Raw genomic sequence first — 17939 nt, forward strand, 5'->3', positions numbered from 1 at the left:
GGAATCTTCGTCATCGCCAGACAGTCGAAGTGCCAGTAAACTGTCGTGTTTTCATCACCCTGAAACTCAATTCTTGAGGTTTTGCATGAAGCTCAGTCCTCTGGCAGGCAAACCGGCCCCGGCCTCCATCCTGGTCGATATTCCGCGCCTGCTGACCGCCTACTACACCGGCCAGCCCGATGCTGCCGTCGCCACCCAGCGTGTGGCCTTCGGCACCTCCGGGCATCGCGGCAGTTCCCTGGACCTGAGTTTCAACGAGCACCATGTCCTCGCCATCAGCCAGGCCATCTGCCTGTACCGCCAGGCCCAGGGCATCGACGGCCCGCTGTTCATCGGCGCCGACACCCACGCCCTGTCCACCCCGGCCCTGGCCAGCGCCCTGGAAGTGCTGGCGGCCAACGGCGTCGAGGTGATGCTGTCGAAGGACGACGAGTACACCCCGACCCCGGCGGTGTCCCACGCCATCCTCTGCTACAACCGTGGCCGCACCTCGGGCCTGGCTGACGGCATCGTCATCACCCCGTCGCACAACCCGCCGCAAAGCGGTGGCTTCAAGTACAACCCGCCCAATGGCGGCCCGGCCGACAGCCATGTGACCAAGTGGATCGAGGCCAAGGCCAACGAACTGCTGGCCGAGGGCCTCAAGGGCATCAAGCGCATGCCGTACGAGCAGGCGCTGAAGGCTGCCACCACCCATCGCCATGACTACGTCGGCACCTATGTCGCCGACCTGGTCAACGTCATCGACTTCGACGCCATTCGCGGCGCCAACCTGCGCCTGGGCGTGGACCCGCTGGGCGGCGCCGGGGTGCGCTACTGGTCGGCGATTGCCGAGCACTACAAGCTCAACCTGGAAGTGGTCAACAGCGAGGTCGATCCGACCTTCCGCTTCATGTCGGTGGACTGGGACGGCCAGATCCGCATGGACCCATCGTCGCCGTATGCCATGCAGGGCCTGATCGGCCTGCGCGAGCGTTTCGACGTGGCCTTCGCCTGCGACCCGGACCATGACCGCCACGGCATCGTCACCCCGTCCGGCCTGCTGGCGCCGAACAACTACCTGGCGGTGGCCATCGACTACCTGTTCCAGAACCGTCCGCAATGGCGCGCCGATGCCGCCGTGGGCAAGACCGTGGTCAGCAGCGGCCTGATCGACCGCGTCACCGCGCGTCTGGGCCGTCGCCTGTACGAAGTGCCGGTGGGCTTCAAGTTCTTCGCCGACGGTCTGTTTGACGGCTCCCTGGGCTTTGGCGGCGAGGAGAGTGCCGGTGCGTCCTTCCTGCGTCTGGATGGCAGCGTCTGGGCCACCGACAAGGACGGCCTGATTCCGGCGCTGTTGGCCGCTGAAATGACCGCCCGCACCGGTCGCAACCCGGCAGAAGCCTATGCGGCCCTGACCGCCGAGCTGGGCGAACCGTTCGCCACCCGCGTCGAGGCCAAGGCCAATCCACAGCAGAAGGCGCTGTTGAGCAAGCTGGCGCCGGAGCAGGTGAAGTCCACCGAGCTGGCCGGCGAGCCGATCCAGCAGATCCTCAGCCATGCGCCGGGTAACGACCAGGCCATCGGTGGCTTGAAGGTCATGACCGCCAACGGCTGGTTCGCCGCGCGGCCGTCGGGCACCGAGGACATCTACAAGATCTACGCCGAGAGCTTTATCGACGATGCGCATCTGCAGCGTCTGGTGGGCGAGGCACAGGAACTGGTGGACAAGGCGATCGCCTGATGGCTTGAGGGCCTCATCGCTGGCAAGCCAGCTCCCACAGTGACCGCGTACACCGCCGGACCTGTGGGAGCTGGCTTGCCAGCGATGAGGCCCTCAGGAAAGATAGGTATCCTGGGCCTGCCCCGGATCCTCGCGCCCCAGCCGGCGCAACTGCGGCAACAACTCCGCGCCCAGATGAATCGCTTCCTCCAGATGGGGAAACCCGGAAAGAATGAAGCAGTCCACCCCAAGCTGGTAATACTCCTCGACCCGCTCCGCCACCTGCTGGTAGCTCCCCACCAGCGCCGTCCCGGCCCCGCCACGGACCAGGCCCACCCCGGCCCAGAGATTGGCCGACACCTCCAGCTCCCGCGCCTGCCGGCCACGTCCTTTGACCAGCCCGCTCTGCCGCGATTGCCCCACCGACTCATAACTGGCCAGTTGCGATTGCGCACGCTCGATGGCGTCCTTGGGGATCTCGTCCAGCAAACGCTGCACATGGCTCCAGGCCGCATCATCGGTGGCCGCCGCGAACACATGGACGCGCAAACCGAAGCGCAAGGTCCGCCCCCGCGCCGCCGCCAGTTCGCGCATGCGCTGGATCCGCTCGGCAATCATCGCCGGAGGCTCGCACCACATCAGGCAGGTCTGGGCATGGGCCGCACCGACCTGCTCGGCAGCGCTGGACGCCCCGCCGAAGTAGATCGCCGGCATCCGTGCCCGCGTGTCGATCGGCGTCTCCCCGGCGCAGCGGTAGTAGCGTCCGTGATGAGGCTGGCGCCGCCCCGACCACACCGCCTGGAAGGCTTCGAGAAATTCCCCGGTGCGCGCATAGCGTTCGTCATGTTCCAGGTAATCCCCCAGCGAACGCTGTTCGAAACGGCTGGAGCCGCTGACCATGTGGAGGTCCAGACGGTTGTCGCTGAGCAGTTGCAAGGTCGCTGCGCGATGAGCGCTCCAGGCCGGCAGTTCGAGGCCGGGGCGCAGGGTGAGGAGAAAACGCAGGCGCCGCACTTCCTGGGCCAGTACCGCCGTGATCAGCCAGGGGTCTTCGAAGCCGCTGGCGGTGGGCACCATGATGCCGTCGAAGTTCGACAGTTCGGCGGCCCGCACGATCTGCCGCAGGTAGTCGAGGTTCGGCTCGCGCTCGCCCTGCTGGAACAGGCCGACCTTGGGCAGGCCGCTGCTGGTCAGGTGATGGCCGTCGCCATTGGTGGGCAGGAACCAGTTCAGTTCGATGGGATGACGCGGTTCAGCGGGCATGACGCTGGCGCTCCTTGCGCAGGCCCAGCTCCTGGAGCAGGGGTAGTATCCGTTCACCGAACCGCAGGACTTCGGCTACCGCCGGCTGATCCTGGATCACGATATGCTCGATGCCCAGGCCATGCAGCTCGCCGAGGCGGGTGGCGATCTGCTGCGCGTTGCCCACCAGGTACAGCGGCTGCCCGGGCCCCGGTTGCAGCAGGTTGGGATGGACCTCCAACTGGCGGTCACGGGTCAGGCGCCGTACCGCCGCATTGGCGAAGGGCTCGGCAGGCGCCGGGAAACGCCGTGCGGCGGCCTCCCAGGCCAGTTCCTCGGTGTCGCCGAGGATCAGGCCGAAACTGCAGACGAAGCCCGTGCGCCCTTGCAGGCGGCGGATTTCCTGCTCCAGCCAGGCCGGAGGCGCCGACCGTAGCAGGCACAGGTCGGCATGGCCGGCGATCAGGCTGGCGTCGTGGCTGTCGTCGAGGATCAGCGGCGGGGCGGGCAAGGCGCGGCGGGCGAAGCCGGCATTTTCCAGTTGGAAATAGCGGCCGGTGTAGTTGAAACCGCCGTCTTCTCCTCGCAGCAGGCGTTGCAGGATCTCCAGGTATTCGCCGATACGTTCGTTGCGCTGGTCGCGGTTGAGCCATTCGCCGAACGCCTGGCGCAAGCTGTCGCGGTCGCCATCGGGCAGGTGCAGGCGGACCCGGTTGGCACTGATCGACTGCAGGCTTTGCAGGGTGCTGGCCAGTGCGGCGGGCAGTACCACTTCCGGCGGTACGCTGATATTCAGGCGCAGGTGCCGGGTATGGGCACAGAGCGCGGCGGCTACCCCGAGGCTGTCGGCGCAGGGCGCACCGCCGGGGATCCACAGGCCGTCGAGCCCTGCGTATTCCACGGCCTGGGCCAGCTGGATCCACTGGCCCGGCGTGGGCGTCGGGGTGCAAAGCGGCAATTGCCAACTGAGTTCAAGGGCCATGTACAGGCTCCGCAGCGAGTACGAACAGGGGAAAGACCATCATCCCACCGCCGCCTCCGGCTGGACAGGCCGGGGCCGCCAGCCGAGGGCCGGGGCGATGGTTTCGGCGACGATGCGCAGGCGCTGCAGGACCTGCTCCTGGCTCGAACTCTCGGCCTGCACCACCACGATCAGGTAGTCGGCATAGGGCAGCAGCGAGGGATCCTCGCGCAGGCCGCGGATGACCTCGTCGGGATGGCCGTGATGGACATTGAGCAGGCGCAGGTGTTCTTCCAGGTCGATCGCCTGTTCGATCAGGCCCTCCCGTTGCAGGCGTGGCACATGGCGCTCGATATCCACCGCCAGCTCGGCCTGCGCGGTGGCGCGGTCGGCGGCGGGGAAGACGGCACGGACCACGCCGATGCGCGGCGGCTCCGTCGGGTGTTTCCAGGCCGCGAGATAGGCCTCGGCCAAGGGCTTCTGCACGGTCAGCGGATCATGGGTCGCGGTACCGAGGAGAAAACCGTTGCCCTGGCTGGCGGTATAGCGTGCGCCCTCCAGGCTGCCGTGCGAATGCCAGAGACGGCGGGCCAGGCCGGGGGCAGGCGGTTGCAGGGTCAGTGCGCTGCCGGGGAACAGCGCGTCACCGTTGAGCAGCCCCTGCAGGCGCTGCTGGTCCTCGGTGAAGCGTTGCTGACGTTGCCCGGCGTCCCGTTCGAACACCGTGAAACTGTCCAGGTTGGCGCCACCGCTGCCCAGGCCCAGTTGCACCCGACCACCGCTTAGCTGATCGAGCACGCTGGCATCCTCGGCCAGGCGCACCGGGTCCTCGAAGGGCAGTACGGTCACCGCCGTGCCCAGCCCGATATGCCGGGTGCGCTCGGCCACTGCGGCCAGGGCCAGCAGCGGCGAGGGCAGGCGGCCGAAACCGTTGCTCAGGTGATGCTGGGCGATCCAGCCACCGTCGAAGCCGAGGGCTTCGGCGACTTCGAACTGCTCCAGCAGGTCACGGTAGGTCTGTTGCGCGTCCTCGCCGAACGCGTGGGTGAGAAAACCCAGTTTGAACGGCGGGCGGGAAGTGGCAGTGCTCATGACAGGGAAAACTCCTTCGCGGTGCGGGCCAGGGCAGGGCGCCAGCCCAGGGCCGGGGCCACGTCTTCGGCGATGATCTGCAGGGCGCGGATGGCGTCGCGCAGCGGCGTGCTGGCGCTCTGTACCTGGACGATCAGGTGGTCGTGACGACCCAGGCGCGGCCCGTCCCCCAGGCCTTCGATGATCGTTTCGGGCGCGCCATGCAGCACACCGAGGCGTCGCAGGGTGTCCTCGAAGTCGCCGTCCAATGGGCCCTGGTAGACCCCGATGCTTTTCTGCCGTGCGAGGTAGCGCTGGATGTCCTCGCGCAAGGCCGCCGTGTGGGCCAGGGGAAACACGCCCTGGACCCGGGCGATACGCGCCGGGGTGCCGTTGTCGCCGGTCCAGGCGTCGCGGTAGCGCTGGACCAGCTCGATGCCGGCCTGGGGTGGCAGGTGTGGATTGGGCGCCATGATCAGGCCGTTACCCCGGGCCGCCACCAGTTCCACCCGCGAGGTGGCTTCCCAGAGACGCCCGCCCAGGCCCGGTGCCAGTGGCTGCAGGCGCAGGCCGTCGTGGTTCAGGGGGCCGTTGCCAAGAGCGGTCTGCAGACGTTGCAGGTTGCTCTCGTAGTCGCGATGGCGCTGGTCGTGGGCCAGGCCGAAGGCGTTGAAGGTGTCCGGGTCGAATCCTGCGCCCAGCCCCAGTTCCAGGCGCCCGTTGCTCAGCAGGTCGAGCACTGCGGCGTCTTCCGCCAGGCGCAGGGCCGGCTCCTGCGGCAGCACGATGATTCCGCTGCCCAGGCCGATGCGCCGGGTGCGCTGGGCGATCGCCGAGAGCAGCACCAACGGCGAGGGCAGGCGGCCCTGTTCGCTGGCGAAGTGATGCTGCGCCACCCAGCCCGTGTCGAAGCCCAGTGCCTCGGCGGCTTCGAACAGCTCCAGGGTTTCCCGGTAGACCCGGGGGTTGTACTCGGTCTGGTACACCCGGCTGAGAAAGCCGAGGGAGAATCCGCCGCTCATGGTCGTTTGTCCTCGCTGATCAGGGGCAGGGCGGTCAGGGCACGGGCGGCGCCGGCCTGGTCGCTGGATTGCAGCTGGCCGTTGAACGGGCTGATGGTCAGGTAACCCTTGGCCAGCCACACGGCTTCATCGTCCTGTTGCGCCGGCGTTGCCGGGGCGCTGTGCTGGAAGCTGATCCCCGGCTTGCCGGCCTGGGCCGGGAACAGCGGGCCGAGATCGTCGGTGTACAGGGTGTCGAAGCCGACGTAGCTGCCGATGCGGGTCAGGCGCACGCCCTTGAGTGCGGCGCTGTCGGCGGGGAAGTTGATGTTCAGGCCGAGGCCGGCGGGCAATAGCCTGCCATCGGGCTGGCGATGCCGGTCGAGGGCGTCCACCAGGCCCAGCACCTGGCGGGCGATGCGTTGCGGGTCCTTGTCCTTGAGGTCGGTACTCACCGCCAGGGTCGGATAGCCGGCGCGCACGGCGAAGCTGGCGGCATTGAAGGTGCCCGACGCGCTGTTGATGGCGCCGACGTTGTTGCCGGGGTTGGGCCCGACGATGACCAGGTCCGGGTTCGGCTGGACCTTTTTCAGACCCATCAGCAAGGCCATGACCGGCGTGCCGCTGATCTCGATCTGCACCGGCTGGCCGGCGCAGGCCGGGCTGCTGCACACGCCGGTTTCATGGGTGCTTATGTAATAGCTGTCGGGGTAGGCCGGGTCGCTGTCGCGTCCTATCTTGACTTCGCGACCATAGAGGAAGGCGCCGCCACGGGCACTTTGTTCGCTTTGCGGTGCGGCGATCCTCACTTCGTGCCCGGCCGCTTTGAGGGTGGTGTAGAGCGCACGGATATTCGGATGCTGGTAGCCGTCGTCGTTGCTCAGCAGGATGTTCAGGGCAAAGGCCGGGCTGGCGGCCAGGCAGCCCAGGGCCAGGAGCAGGCCGGGCAATGTCTTCATGCGCGGGCCTCCTCCCTGGCGCTGAAGCGGTTGGCCGGACGCGGCAGGCCGAGGTTTTCGCGCAGGGTGCGGCCCTCGTACTCACGGCGGAACAGCCCGCGCGCCTGCAGCAGCGGGATCACTTGGTCGACGAAGGTGTCGATGGAACCCGGGAAATACGGGAAGAACACGTTGAACCCGTCGCAGGCACGCCCCTGGAACCAGGCTTCGAAGGTGTCGGCGATGTCCTCCGGCGTACCGATCACCGGGTTGCCGCCGGCCAGGCGCAGGTACAGCTGGCGGATGCTCAGGTTGTCGCGTCGGGCCACTTCCAGGACCTGGTCGCGACGGCTGCCCCGCTGGCCCGCCGGCGTTTCCGGCAGCGGGCCGTCGAGGTCGTGGCCGGACAGGTCGATATCCTCGCCCAGGGTGTCGGCCAGCAGGCGCAGGCCCAATACCGGGTCGATCAGCGCCTGGAACTCGTCGAACAACGCCTGGGCCTGCTCGCGGGTTTCCCCGATGAAGGGCGTGACGCCGGGGAGGATCTTGATATGGTCCGGGTCGCGGCCGAGGGCGGCGGCGCGTTGCTTGATGTCCTGGTAGAAAGCCTGGGCCGCCGGCAGTTCGTGGTGCGAGGCGAAGATCACTTCGGCGACCCGTGCCGCCAGGGCCTTGCCCGGCTCCGAGGCGCCGGCCTGAACCAGCACCGGATGGCCCTGGGGCGGACGGGCCACGTTCAGCGGGCCGCGTACGGCGAAGTGCTGGCCGCGGTGGTTCAGGGTATGCAGCTTGTCCGGGTCGAAGTACTGGCCGCTGGCCTTGTCCCGGGGGAAGGCGTCGTCGTCCCAGCTGTCCCACAGGCCCTTGACCACATCGTGGAACTCTTCGGCGCGCTGGTAGCGGTCGGCATGCTCGATATGGCTTTCGCGGCCGAAGTTCCAGGCTTCGTCCGAAACCACCGAGGTCACCAGGTTCCACGCCGCGCGGCCTTTGGACAGGTGGTCGAGGGAGGCAAACTTGCGGGCGATATGGTACGGCTCGTTGTAACTGGTGGTGGCGGTGGCGATCAGGCCGATGTGCTCGGTCACCGCCGCCAGGGCAGCCATCAGGGTCAGCGGCTCGAAATGCTCGCCGCGGGCGGTGCGGCTCAGGGCGTCGAGGTGATGGCCCCAGAGGGCGACCACATCGGCGACGAACAGCGCATCGAAGCGGCCGCGCTCGGCGCTGCGGGCAATCGCCTTGAAATGCTCGAAGTCCAGGCTGGCATCGGCCTGGGCCAGGGGGTGACGCCAGGCGGCGACATGGTGACCGCTGTTGGCGAGAAAGGCCCCCAGCTTGAGTTGATCGGTGCGACGGGTCATGGACAGTACTCCCGTAGGTCAGGCGAAAGCCCTGCCAGCCACGCGGCCGGCAGGGCCGCGGGTCAGAAGTTGTAGCTCAGGCCGGTGTACCAGTAACCGCCGGTGGTGCCGTAGGGCGAGAAGTTGCCATAGGGGAAGCCACCCGAGGTGCTCGCCAGGTGGGTGCGCTCCGGGTACTTGTTGAACAGGTTGTTGGCCCCGGCGGTGAGGGTCAGGTCCTTGGTCAGGTGGTAGTCCAGGTTGAGGTCGGTGATCCAGGCCGGGGAGAAGGTGCGGTCGTAGGTTTCCAGGGTGCCGTACTGGGTGTACTCGCCGTAGCGGGTCAGGTTCAGGCTCAGCTCCAGTTGCTGGAAGGTCCAGGTGGCGCCGAGCAGCAGCTTGGATTCCGGCAGGCCATGCTTGAGGTTGCCCTGACGCTGGCGGTCGTAGCCGCCGGTCGGGCCGAGGGCTTGCTGGGCCACGGAGGAGGCGTGGATATCGTCGATCTCGGTGGTGTTCCAGTTGAAGCCCAGGTTGTAGCGCACGCCACCCCAGGCGCCGAGGTCCTGGCGGTAGTCGCCGACCAGGTCGATGCCGCGGGTGGTGGTGTCGAGGGCGTTGGTGAAGTAGGTCACTGACTGGTTGGTGGCCAGGCCTGCGGCAGCGAGGATCGCGTTGATCTGCGGGGTGCCGCCGAGGTAGCCGGTCTGGGCGATGCGATCCTTGATCTTGATCTGGTACGCATCGAGGGTGATCGAGGTGTTGTCGCTCGGTTGCAGGGTCAGGCCGAGACCGAAGTTGGTGGATTTCTCCGGTTTCAGGGTGGTGGCACCGAGGGCCTTGGCCACGGCCGAGTCCACCGCGACGTTGCGGTAGTCGATCAGGTTGCCGTTGACATTGCTCTGTGAGGTCGAGCTGTAGATCTGCTGGGCCAGGGACGGCGCGCGGAAGCCGGTGCTGAAGGTACCGCGCACGGCGAGGATCGGGGTCAACTGGTAGCGGGTGGAGAACTTGCCGTTGCTGGTGGTGCCGGAGCCATCGTTGTAGTCCTCGTAGCGTCCGGCGAGGTCCACGTGCCACTTCTCGGTAAGGTCCTGGCCGATTTCCGCGTAGGCGCCGACGCTGGTACGGCCTTTTTCGGCGGCGTCGGCCGGGGTGGTGCCGGCGCCGGAGATGGTCCCCGGCGCGATCGGGTTGCCGCTGGCCCCGGTGGTGAAGGGGCCGCTGGCGTAGGAGGCGTAGTCGCCCTTGCCGATCTTGTAGTTCTCGTAGCGCTGCTCGAGACCCCAGGAAACCTGGGTCGGCCTGGTCAGGCCGAGGTCGAAGGCACGGGTCAGGTCGAGGTTGTTGGTCCACTGGCTGAAGGTCTTCACCCCGGTGTCCACCGAGGTCGGCGAGTCGGCACCGTAGCTGAGGTTGTAGGTGTGGCGCAGGGTCGCCTCGGCATGGTCCTGGCCGTAGGTGGTGGACAGGTCATAGTCCCAGCCCAGTGCCGTGCCCTTGCCACCGAAGGCCACCTGGAAGTCGTTTTCGATAAAGCGCAGGGTGTCTTCCACGCCTTCCGGGAAGGGCGTGGCGATGCCGTCGAAGCTGGCCGGCTGGTGGAAGGCCAGGGGTTTTTCGGAATTGCGCCGGGTGTAGGTGGAGAAGGAATAAAGGCTCAGGCTGTCGTTGACCGGCAGTTCAGCGTTGTAGCCGAGGCTGAAGTTACGTGCTTCCGGAAGGCCGGTGCCGTAGTAGGTGTGCTGCAGGCTGGTGTTGCCGGCACTGTCGGTGTACGGCGCCTTGTCGGAGCGATCGGAGACCTTCTGCTGCTTGACGTCCAGGGCCAGGTTGATGAACCCGTCGTTGGGCAGGGCCAGGCCGATGTTGCCGGTCTGGCGGTTGGTCTCGCCGTCACCGTTTTCATAGTTCTGGCCGTAGGTGGTGGAGACGCTGCCGCCATGGTCGGTCTGCTTCAGCACGATGTTGACCACGCCACCGATGGCATCGGAGCCGTACTGGGCCGAGGCGCCGTCGCGCAGGACTTCGACATGGTCCACCAGGGCGGTGGGGATCATGTCCAGGTCCACCGGCTGCGAGCCGGAGTTGAGGTAGGTGCCGTTGTTGAGCAGGGCGCTGTTGTGCCGGCGCTTGCCGTTGACCAGCACCAGTACCTGGTCGCCGTTGAGGCCGCGCAGGCTGATGGGGCGCACCACCGAGGTCGAGCCGAAGCCGGACGAGGCTGGCTGGTTGAGGGAGGGCAGGACCCGGCTCAGGGCCCGGGTCAGGTCGCCCTGGCCGGTGGCGAGCAGTTGCTTCGACGAGATCACATCGACTGGCGCCGGGCTTTCCGCCAGGGTCCGGGCCTGGCCGCGGTTGCCGATGACCACCACGGTGTCCAGCGGGTTGTCGGCGGCCAGCACCGGTGCCGCTTCGGCCAAGGCGAGAAACAGCAGGCTGTAGGCAAAGGCTTTGTGTGGGGGCCGCAAGGCCGTGCGGATCGAGGAACGCATAAGGGCTTACTCCGGAAAGGTCGGTAGAGGGTCGGCTTGTTGGGGCAAGCTCTGGTGTAGGGATAAGAGCAAGGCCTGTGCCAGGCGCGAAAAGGCTTTCAAAACAGTGGGTTGGAGCTTGGTGGCGGAGTTGGCTGGTGATTTTTCAGCGATGCCGGGGGCAGGCTGCTGGTTTTTCTACAGTCGGGGCGGCGGTGGTTTTGCCGGCCCAACCGCTGGCAAGTCGCTGTGGACCCTGTGGGAGCTGGCTTGCCAGCGATAAGGCCATGAAAACCCACATCAATCATCTGCCTGGCACATCACTTGCTGACCACCCCGTACCACCACCCACCAGGATTACCCGTATGCCGCTCCCCGGTCCCCGCAACGCCCTTACCGATATCCCCGGCCTGACCGTCGGCCATGCCACCGATCCCCGGGTCGATACCGGGGTCACGGTGATCCGCGCTGCCCGCGTCTGTACCGCCAGCGTCGATATCCGCGGCGGCGGCCCCGGCGGGCGCGAGTCGGCGGCGCTGGAGCCGGAGAACATGGTCGGCCAGTTGCATGCCCTGGTCTTTGCCGGCGGTTCGGTGTTCGGCCTGGGCGCTGCCGATGCCGTGGCGGCGGCGCTGTCCGCCGAGGGTGTCGGCCTGCACCTGAAGGCTGGCGCCCCGGCGATCCCCATCGTGCCCTCGGCGGTGCTGCATGACCTGGCCAACGGCGGCGACAAGCAGTGGGGCCTGGAGCCGCCTTACCGGCGCCTTGGCTTCGAGGCCCTGGCCAATGCCGGCACGGACATCGCCCAGGGCGCGGTCGGTGCCGGTCGCGGGGCCATGGCCGGGGTACTCAAGGGCGGGCTGGGAACGGCATCGCTGGATCTTGGCGACGGCCTGCTGGTCGCCGCGCTCGTGGTGGCCAACCCCATCGGCTCGGTGTACATGCCTGATGGCCGCACCTTCTGGGCCTGGCCCTGGGAGATCGCCGGGGAGTTCGGCGGCGCGCGGCCGACCGGCGACCAGGATTGCAGCGATCCGATCCCCGAACTGTCGCGCCTGGACTCCATGGGGCGCCTGCAGGCCGGGGCCAACACCACCCTGGTCGTGGTTGCCAGTACCGCGCAACTGAGCACCGCCGAGTGCAAGCGCGTGGCGATCATGGCCCAGGACGGCATTGCCCGGGCGGTGCGTCCGGCGCATCTGCCGTTCGATGGCGATAGCGTGTTCGCCCTGGCCACCGGAACGGTGGAGCTGGGCGCTGGTGCCCGGCGCCAGGTCAGTATCGGCAGCATCGGTTCCGCTGCCGCCGATTGCGTGGCCCGGGCTATTGCCCGGGGTGTGCACGCTGCGCGCGGTTGAGCAGCACCTGTTCGACCCGCTGTCCGGCCTGCCGTGCCAGGTCCGGCAGGCCCAGTTCGGCATACACCCGTTGCAGATGGCGGTTGCTCGGCACATCCAGGCCGTCGTAGCGCCGGCGCAGTTCCAGCAACTGCTGGGCGACCGCCCAATCCCCGCTGCGTAGCCGCGCATCCAGTTCGATCTGGGCGAACAGGTCGCGCTGCGCATGGCTGCCGCCGATCTCGTTCAGGCGGGGCAGGCTGGCGGCCAGCAGGCGTGCCGCGCGGGGGTGCTCGCCGCGGGCGTGGGCCAGCAAGCCTTCGGCCAGGGGCAGGGTGACCTCGGCCCAGACGGCGCGGCTGAAGTCCGGAGCCTGCTGGCTGCGTTCGACGAGGGCGGCGAACAGCAGATTCGCTTCGAGTTTGTCGGCGCGCGCCAGGCCGTACAGGTATTGCAGGCTGAGGAACGGTTGCACGGTATCGCCCTGGCGCAGCTGCAGGTACGGCGCCAGGGCCTGCCAGCGCTGTCCGACATCGACCCCGGCGACCTCCAGGCGGGCCAGTAGCGATACCGCGCCGATCTGGTCCTGGGAGTACTGCGGCAGGATCCCCCACACATGCCGGTCGTAGATTTCCAGCACCCGCGCCTCGTCGCCCCGGGCCAGGTGGAACAGCGCCAGGTGCCACCAGTTGTGGGTGTACATGAACGAGTTCAGGCCGTCCCAGTGCCCGCTGACCTCCTGCAGGAAGGCGATGCCTTCCTCGATCCGGCCTTCGGTCAGCATCACGTGGGCCAGGGCGTGCTGGGCCCAGGGCTCGTCGGCCTGGATCACCAGGGCCTGGCGCGCACTGGCTTCGGCTTCTTCCAGCAGATGGCATTGCTCGTAGGCGAAAGCCAGCATGGCGTGGCTCTGGGCGATCTCCGGGGCCGCTTCGACGGCCTTGAGGCCGATGCGCAGCAGGGCCGGCCAGTTACCACGGTTGAATTCGATGTACTGGGTCAGCTTGGCGGCGAACAGGTCGCGCGGATAAGCCTTGAGGAGCTGCTCGCCCAGGGTCAGGGCCCGGTCCAGGTCGTCGTCGATCCAGGCATCGAGCAAGGCCAGGTAGAGTGCGGCCCGGGGGTGGCGGGTGGCGACCGCGGCGGCACGTTGTCGGTATTTTCCGGCCAGCAGCGGGCCTTCGGGGGATTCGCTGAACATCAGCAGGATCCCCGCCAGGGCGTTGCTCAGTGCCGATTGTGGATGGCGGTCGGCGGTCGGCAGGATGGCTTCGGCGCGAGGGTGGTAACCGATGAAGCCGCCGATGAAATCGTCCAGGCCTTGGCGGGCGTGCTGGTCGTCGGTGTCGAGAGGGTTGCCGAGGTAGTCAAGGGGCATGGGAACAGTCCGCGAAAAGGTCGAATGAGCGTGTTGAGCATTGGAGGGCAAACCCTGTGCCAGCGCCGCGCAGCCCCTGAAAGCGGGCCATGGCCTTGATCCCGCTGCTGCTTTTTCCACATTCCCGCCACCGCGCTGTGGCTTTTTCACCAGCCACGGCCGGTATTCCTGCGCCTCGCCCCCGTATACACGGTGCAGCAGACCCATGGCATAGCGCTTGCAAAATCCCCGGCAGACCATTTGCCAAGGAGTCACCATGCCAGCGCCCCAACACCCCCCGCGTCACGCTTTGAAAAGGCTGGGACTCGCCGTGCTCACCTGTGCAGCGCTGTTCGGCAGCACCGCCCAGGCCGCGCCGCAGGACGGCGGCATCCTCAGCCTGATCGCCCAGCCCGAGCCGCCATCCTTGATGCACGGGGTCGTCACCCATGTGTCCACCCAATACGTCAGCGGCAAGGTCCTGCAAGGGCTGCTGACCTTCGATACCGACCTCAAGCCGCAGCCGGTGCTGGCGAAGAGCTGGACCGTCTCTCCTGACGGCCTGACCTACACGTTCGACCTGCAACCGGGTGTGACCTGGCACGACGGCAAGCCTTTCACCGAACAGGACGTGCTGTTCAGCTTCAACACCTTCTATCCCGAGGTGGACAAGCGCATCGGTTCGATCTTCGAACAGTTCGTCGCCGCCATCGATTCGAGCAAGCCGCTGCAGGTCACGTTCCACCTGAAGAAACCCTTCGCGCCGTTGTTGTCGTCCCTGGGCAGCGGGTTGCGGCCGATCGTGCCGAAGCACCTGTACGAGGGCAGTGATTTCCGTGCCAACCCCTACAACCTCAAGCCGGTCGGCACCGGGCCCTTCGTCTTCCAGGAGTGGAAACGCGGCGCCTACATCAAGCTGGCGAAGAACCCGCACTACTGGAAACAGGGCCTGCCGCACCTGGACGGAGTGATCTTCCACGTGATCCCCGACGGTTCGTCCCGCTCCGCCGCCTTCGAACGCAACGACGTGCAGGTGCTGCGCGCTGGCGATGCCGACTACTCCGACCTCAAGCGCCTCGGCGCGCTGCCTGACGTGGTGGCCTCGGAGCAGGGCTACGAACTGTATGCCGGGCTGGCCTTCCTGCAGATCAATACGCGCAAGCCGCCGCTGGACAACCCCAAGGTACGCCAGGCCATCCTCACGGCGCTGAACCGCCAGTTCATCGTCGACAACATCTTCTTCGGCGCCGGGCGGGTGTCCCAGGGGCCGTTCGTGTCCAGTTCGCCGTACCACGACCCGCAGCTGCCGCAGTACGCCTACGACCTGAAGAAGGCCAAGGCGCTGATCGCCGAATCCGGGGTGGACGTCAGCGCAGTGCGCATCCGCCTGCTCAACGGTGAGAAGGGCGGCGCCTGGGAGCGCCTGGCCGAATACACCAAGCAGGCCCTGCAGCCACTGGGCTTCAAGGTCCAGGTAGTCACCTCGGACGCCGCGACCTGGTTCCAGCGGGTCAGCGACTGGGACTTCGACCTGACCTACAACTTCATCTTCCAGATCGGCGATCCGTACCTGACCAACGCCTACCTGTACCGCTCCGACTACATCCTCAAGACCTCGCCCTTCGCCAATGTCAGTGGCTACAACAATCCCGAGGCCGACCGCCTGTGGAACCAGGTCGCCGACACCGCCGAAGGTCCGCAGCGGCAGAAGCTCTACAGCGAACTGGAAAACCTGCTGAACCAGGATCTGCCGATCGCGCCGATCTTCGAGATGCGTTATCCGACCCTGTACCACAAGCAGGTGCACAACCTGCTGCGCACCGCCACCAGCCTCAATGAAGACTACGAGAGCGTCTACCTCGACGCACCGACGCCATGAATGGCCTGGTGTTCCTCGGTGCGCGCCTGGGGCGTGCCGGCCTGATGGTGATCGGGGTGCTGGTCCTGAGCTTCCTGCTGATCCGCCTGGCGCCGGGTGATCCGGCGCTGCTGATGGCCGGGGAGGCCGGGGTCGACGATCCGGCCTTTATCGCCAACCTGCGCCAGCAGATGGGCCTGGACCAGCCGCTGCTCCAGCAGTTGCTGCGCTACCTCGGCCAGGTGGCGCACCTGGACCTGGGCTACTCCTATCGCAACCAGACCAGCGTCTGGGCGCTGCTGGCCGAGCGCCTGCCGGCGACCCTGAGCCTGATGGGCTCGGCCTTCGTGCTCTCGTCGCTGCTGGGGATCACCCTCGGGGTGATCGCCGCCCGTGCGCGGCAGCGCCGGCACTGGCTGGACGGGGTGATTTCCCAGGGCGCGCTGCTGCTCTACGCCGTGCCGACCTTCTGGCTGGCGATGCTGCTGATCCTGCTGTTCTCGGTGCATCTGGACTGGTTGCCGGCGTTCGGCATGGAGAGCGTTGCCCTCGACCTGCACGGCGCGGCCTGGCTGGGTGACCGCCTGCGGCACTTGCTGCTGCCGTGCCTGTCCCTGAGCTTCCTGTTCCTGGCCCTGTATATCCACCTGACCCGCGCCGCCACCCTTGAAGCCCTGCACCAGGAATACGTCTACACCGCCCGGGCCAAGGGCTTGCGTGCGCGGCGCATCCTGTTCGGCCATGTGCTGCGCAATGCCTTGCTGCCGGTGGTGACCTTCGCCGGGCTGCAACTGGGCCAGCTGGCCAGCGGGGCCTTGCTGGTGGAGGTGGTGTATTCCTGGCCCGGTATCGGCCGGCTGATGTACGACGCCCTGGCGCAACGGGACTACGGCGTGCTGATGGGCGGCTTCCTGCTGATCTCGCTGTTGGTGGTGGGCTTCAACCTGCTCACCGATCTGCTGTGCCGCTGGCTGGACCCGCGGATCGGTGCCGGAGGGCAGGGCGCATGAGAGCTTTTTCCCCATGGCGACGTTTTCTTGCCCAGCGCTCGGCGTTGCTCGGCCTGATATGGCTGCTGCTGTTGGGTCTACTGGCCCTGGCCGCGCCGTGGCTCAGCCAGGGCGACCCCTGGGAAATGGCCGCGCAGCCGCTGCTCGGGCCCCTGCAGGATGGCAACCACTGGCTGGGCACCGACCTGCTCGGCCGTGACCTCGGCGCCGGCCTGGTGTACGGGGCCCGGGTGTCCCTGTCGGTGGCGCTGCTCGCCAGCCTCGCGACCCTGTTTACCGGCCTGCTGGTCGGCGCCATCGCCGGTTACTTCGGCGGCTGGCTGGACGGCCTGCTGATGCGCATCGCCGAGTTCTTCCAGATCATTCCGCAATTGGTACTGGCGGTAATACTGGTGGCGATCCTTGAGCCTTCGCTGTTCTCCATCGTGCTGGCCATCGCCCTGGTGGCCTGGCCGGCGGTGGCACGCCTGGTGCGCGCCGAGTTCCTCAGCCTGCGCCAGCGCGAGTTCGTCCAGGCTGCCCGGGTGCTCGGGCAATCGCCGCTGGCCATCGTCTTCCGGCAGATCCTGCCCAATGCCCTGGCGCCACTGTTGGTGATCCTGACCTTCGTCATGGCCACGGCGATCCTCACCGAGGCCGCCCTGGCCTTCCTCGGCCTCGGCGATCCGGATGCGATGAGCTGGGGCTACATGATCAACGCCTCCCGTGGCCTGTTGCGCGACACCTGGTGGATGGGCCTGCTGCCGGGCCTGGCGATCCTGTTTAGCGTGCTGGCGGTCAACCGCGTCGGTGAAGGCCTGCGGGTTGCCTTCGATGCGGCCCGCCGACCAGGAGATTCCCTATGAGTGCCTTGTTGAATATCGAACACCTGCGCATCGCCTTGCCGGCCGGTGCCGACCGCAGCCATGCCCTGCATGACCTGTCGCTGACCCTGGAGGCCGGGCAATGCCTGTGCGTGGTCGGCGAGTCCGGCTCGGGCAAGTCCATGCTGGCCAAGGCCCTGTTGCGCCTGTTGCCGGCCGGGCCACGGGTGGAGGGCGGGCGTATCCGCTTCCGTGGCGAGGACCTGGCCGGACTGGGGGAGGAGGCGATGCGCCAGTTGCGTGGTCGTGCTGTCAGCATGGTCTTTCAGGAGCCGATGAGCGCGCTCAACCCGCTGCTCAGCGTCGGCCGGCAGATCGACGAGACGCTGCAGGCCCATGGCGTCAGGGGCAGGGAGCAACGGCGCCAGCGGATCCTCGATCTGCTTGGCTATGTCGGCCTGCCCGATCCCGGGCGCCTGCAGCATGCGCTGCCGTTCGAACTGTCCGGCGGCCAGCGCCAGCGGGTGGTGATCGCCATGGCCCTGGCCTTCGATCCGCTCCTGCTGATCGCCGACGAGCCGACCTCGGCGCTGGACGTTACCACCCAGGCACAGATCCTCGCGCTGTTGCGGCGGATCCAGCGGGAAAAGGGCATGGCCATGCTGTTCATCACCCATGATTTCGCGGTGGTCGAAGCCATTGCCGACCGCGTGCTGGTCCTGGAAAAGGGCCATCTGGTGGAGCAGGGCAGTGCGCAGCAGGTATTGCAGCAGCCCCAGCAGGACTACACCCGGCAATTGCTCGCGGCGGTCAGCGCCAGCGCCCTGCATCCGCGCCCGGCGTTG

The 17939-nt window shown here is 67.3% G+C and carries 13 protein-coding genes and 1 pseudogene; 6 read left to right on the top strand and 8 right to left on the bottom strand.

What is annotated here, in order from left to right; genetic code table 11:
• The first annotated feature begins 85 nt into the window (after positions 1 to 85).
• Positions 86 to 1723: a phosphoglucomutase (alpha-D-glucose-1,6-bisphosphate-dependent) gene (pgm, locus tag AC2CQI_RS04540; protein WP_075803127.1), complete on the top strand. Its 1638-nt coding sequence runs from the start codon at positions 86 to 88 to the stop codon at positions 1721 to 1723.
• Positions 1724 to 1816: 93 nt separating this feature from the next.
• On the opposite strand, the gene AC2CQI_RS04545 is transcribed toward pgm, so the two are convergent.
• The 7 genes from AC2CQI_RS04545 to AC2CQI_RS04575 form a co-directional block, all read right to left on the bottom strand.
• The gene (locus AC2CQI_RS04545; protein WP_484579321.1) at positions 1817 to 2965 is read right to left on the bottom strand and encodes an LLM class flavin-dependent oxidoreductase; all 1149 of its coding nucleotides are present in this window, start codon (positions 2963 to 2965) and stop codon (positions 1817 to 1819) included.
• The gene (locus AC2CQI_RS04550; protein ID WP_484579322.1) at positions 2955 to 3926 is read right to left on the bottom strand and encodes an LLM class flavin-dependent oxidoreductase; all 972 of its coding nucleotides are present in this window, start codon (positions 3924 to 3926) and stop codon (positions 2955 to 2957) included. Before AC2CQI_RS04550 ends, AC2CQI_RS04545 begins: the two co-directional genes overlap by 11 nt.
• Positions 3927 to 3965: 39 nt before the next feature.
• The gene (locus AC2CQI_RS04555) at positions 3966 to 4997 is read right to left on the bottom strand and encodes an LLM class flavin-dependent oxidoreductase (RefSeq protein WP_484579323.1); all 1032 of its coding nucleotides are present in this window, start codon (positions 4995 to 4997) and stop codon (positions 3966 to 3968) included.
• Positions 4994 to 5998, bottom strand: coding sequence for an LLM class flavin-dependent oxidoreductase (locus tag AC2CQI_RS04560; protein ID WP_484579324.1), 1005 nt, complete (start codon positions 5996 to 5998; stop codon positions 4994 to 4996). Before AC2CQI_RS04560 ends, AC2CQI_RS04555 begins: the two co-directional genes overlap by 4 nt.
• Positions 5995 to 6936, bottom strand: coding sequence for a 5'/3'-nucleotidase SurE (locus AC2CQI_RS04565; RefSeq protein WP_484579325.1), 942 nt, complete (start codon positions 6934 to 6936; stop codon positions 5995 to 5997). Before AC2CQI_RS04565 ends, AC2CQI_RS04560 begins: the two co-directional genes overlap by 4 nt.
• A complete protein-coding gene (locus AC2CQI_RS04570) occupies positions 6933 to 8276 on the bottom strand; it encodes an LLM class flavin-dependent oxidoreductase (RefSeq protein ID WP_075803121.1) in 1344 nt (447 codons plus the stop codon). The genes AC2CQI_RS04565 and AC2CQI_RS04570 overlap by 4 nt, the downstream gene beginning before the upstream one ends.
• Positions 8277 to 8338: 62 nt before the next feature.
• The gene (locus AC2CQI_RS04575; protein ID WP_484579326.1) at positions 8339 to 10750 is read right to left on the bottom strand and encodes a TonB-dependent receptor plug domain-containing protein; all 2412 of its coding nucleotides are present in this window, start codon (positions 10748 to 10750) and stop codon (positions 8339 to 8341) included.
• Between the two features lie 344 nt (positions 10751 to 11094).
• Between AC2CQI_RS04575 and AC2CQI_RS04580 the strand changes: the two genes are divergently transcribed.
• Entirely contained in the window at positions 11095 to 12087 is a 993-nt protein-coding gene (locus AC2CQI_RS04580; RefSeq protein WP_484579327.1) for a P1 family peptidase, read from the top strand.
• On the opposite strand, the gene AC2CQI_RS04585 is transcribed toward AC2CQI_RS04580, so the two are convergent.
• Positions 12053 to 13444 carry a tetratricopeptide repeat protein gene (locus AC2CQI_RS04585; protein WP_484579328.1) on the bottom strand — a complete coding sequence of 464 codons (1392 nt, stop codon included), beginning with the start codon at positions 13442 to 13444 and terminating at the stop codon, positions 12053 to 12055. The genes AC2CQI_RS04580 and AC2CQI_RS04585 overlap by 35 nt on opposite strands.
• Before the next feature lie 256 nt (positions 13445 to 13700).
• Between AC2CQI_RS04585 and AC2CQI_RS04590 the strand changes: the two genes are divergently transcribed.
• From AC2CQI_RS04590 to AC2CQI_RS04605, 4 genes and pseudogenes are all read left to right on the top strand, one after another.
• Positions 13701 to 15302 carry an ABC transporter substrate-binding protein gene (locus AC2CQI_RS04590; protein WP_484579329.1) on the top strand — a complete coding sequence of 534 codons (1602 nt, stop codon included), beginning with the start codon at positions 13701 to 13703 and terminating at the stop codon, positions 15300 to 15302.
• Complete coding sequence (locus AC2CQI_RS04595; protein ID WP_075803116.1) at positions 15299 to 16291, top strand: ABC transporter permease; 993 nt, start codon at positions 15299 to 15301, stop codon at positions 16289 to 16291. The genes AC2CQI_RS04590 and AC2CQI_RS04595 overlap by 4 nt, the downstream gene beginning before the upstream one ends.
• Positions 16288 to 17136: an ABC transporter permease gene (locus AC2CQI_RS04600; RefSeq protein WP_484579330.1), complete on the top strand. Its 849-nt coding sequence runs from the start codon at positions 16288 to 16290 to the stop codon at positions 17134 to 17136. Before AC2CQI_RS04595 ends, AC2CQI_RS04600 begins: the two co-directional genes overlap by 4 nt.
• Positions 17133 to 17849, top strand: a pseudogene (locus tag AC2CQI_RS04605) (ATP-binding cassette domain-containing protein); the annotation flags it as partial. The gene AC2CQI_RS04600 and the pseudogene AC2CQI_RS04605, both read left to right, overlap by 4 nt.
• Positions 17850 to 17939: the final 90 nt, after the last annotated feature.

It is taken from the genome of Pseudomonas sp. P2S-1, assembly GCF_057197725.1.